Source organism: Nonomuraea lactucae, assembly GCF_003313395.1.
Taxonomy (GTDB): domain Bacteria; phylum Actinomycetota; class Actinomycetes; order Streptosporangiales; family Streptosporangiaceae; genus Nonomuraea; species Nonomuraea lactucae.
Genome location: NZ_QNFZ01000446.1, coordinates 1 through 1,126, shown reverse-complemented (window position 1 = coordinate 1,126; position 1,126 = coordinate 1). Strand labels below are relative to the sequence as shown.

The following is a 1,126-nucleotide window of genomic DNA, read 5'->3' as shown; positions in this document are numbered from 1 at the left end:
GTCTCGCTGTCCCGCAAACGGCCGAACCTCCATCGAGCTCAACGGGCCGGCCGACGAGAGAGGTTAAAGATCAAGCTAAGAGCGTGTTGTCGAACCCGGCATGATCACGTGGAGTGCGTGAGCAGCGATGACAGCGCCCGTCCAAGACACCTCGCCATAACCACGGCTATCGAGAGCAATGTGCCTCTACGGCCATATCTCCACCCCAACTGTCCGTACATGATTAGCTCGCTTGCGTAATGGATGGGGGGATGCAGATGGCCAGGCAAGGGACCCGCAGAGACGCCAAGGACTCCATCGACTGGGTGGTCGGCCTCTCGTTAGTCATGGTGGTGCTCGTCACCAGCGGCCTCTCCTACGCGCTCACGTACGTGGCGCAGAACCCTCGCATCAAACCCGGCGCCCAGGGCTACGTGGAGTTCGCCACCCTCTACACACAGACCCTGATCTTGTCGGCAACCATGACGGCGGCGGTCGCGGCGGTCACGATCCCCAGGATCTACGGCAGGTGGTGCAACCCGGGCTGGGCGCTGATCGTCGTCGCCGCCGGCTCGTTCCTCACCGGTCGTTCCATCACCGGCCCGGAAACAGTCATCCGCGACCCCGATCTCATGTGGATCTCGCACGGCTACACCAAGGCCATGAGACTCTTCGCGATCGAGTACGGGCCGGCCTTCTACGGCGGCGTCATCGTCGGCCTGGCCGGAGGCGTCACCGTCTCCATCGCGCTCGGGCACCACCGGGCCGCCCAGATCGCCGCGCGCCGACCGTGGAGCGGCGAGAAGCTCCGGCCGATGATTCCCTGGGGCCCGGTGGCCGCTCTGGTCATCGCCGTGATCTGCGTCCTGGCCTACCTGGCTTCCCTGCCCTGGTGAGGTGCCCGTCAGGGCCAGCTCCCATCTGTCATCAGCCAGCGGAGAGGGGGATGACCCGTTGCTGTGCGCAGTCGAGTGTGATGGCGCGGCCGCGCGACAAGTGGGTGAACAGGTCTGCCCCACATCCGATCGCCGCTGGGGTGCCGGTCTCGGTGCAGCGGATGTCATCGGCGCGCCAAGGAACTTATCGAAAGAGGCCCGCGCGCACGCCCGCGCCGCCCGGCGGCACGGACGCGCCCACGCCCGCCGGG

General features: G+C 66.4%; 1 protein-coding gene. It reads left to right on the top strand.

The window, feature by feature from the left end:
* Positions 1 to 257: 257 nt before the first annotated feature.
* Positions 258 to 875, top strand: coding sequence for a hypothetical protein (locus DQW85_RS22540; RefSeq protein ID WP_162795241.1), 618 nt, complete (start codon positions 258 to 260; stop codon positions 873 to 875).
* Positions 876 to 1,126 lie beyond the last annotated feature (251 nt).

Bases quoted from the DNA above. Each gene is read 5' to 3' on its own strand.
- DQW85_RS22540 (WP_162795241.1), top strand. From the start codon at position 258: ATGGCCAGGCAAGGGACCCGCAGAGACGCCAAGGACTCCATCGACTGG.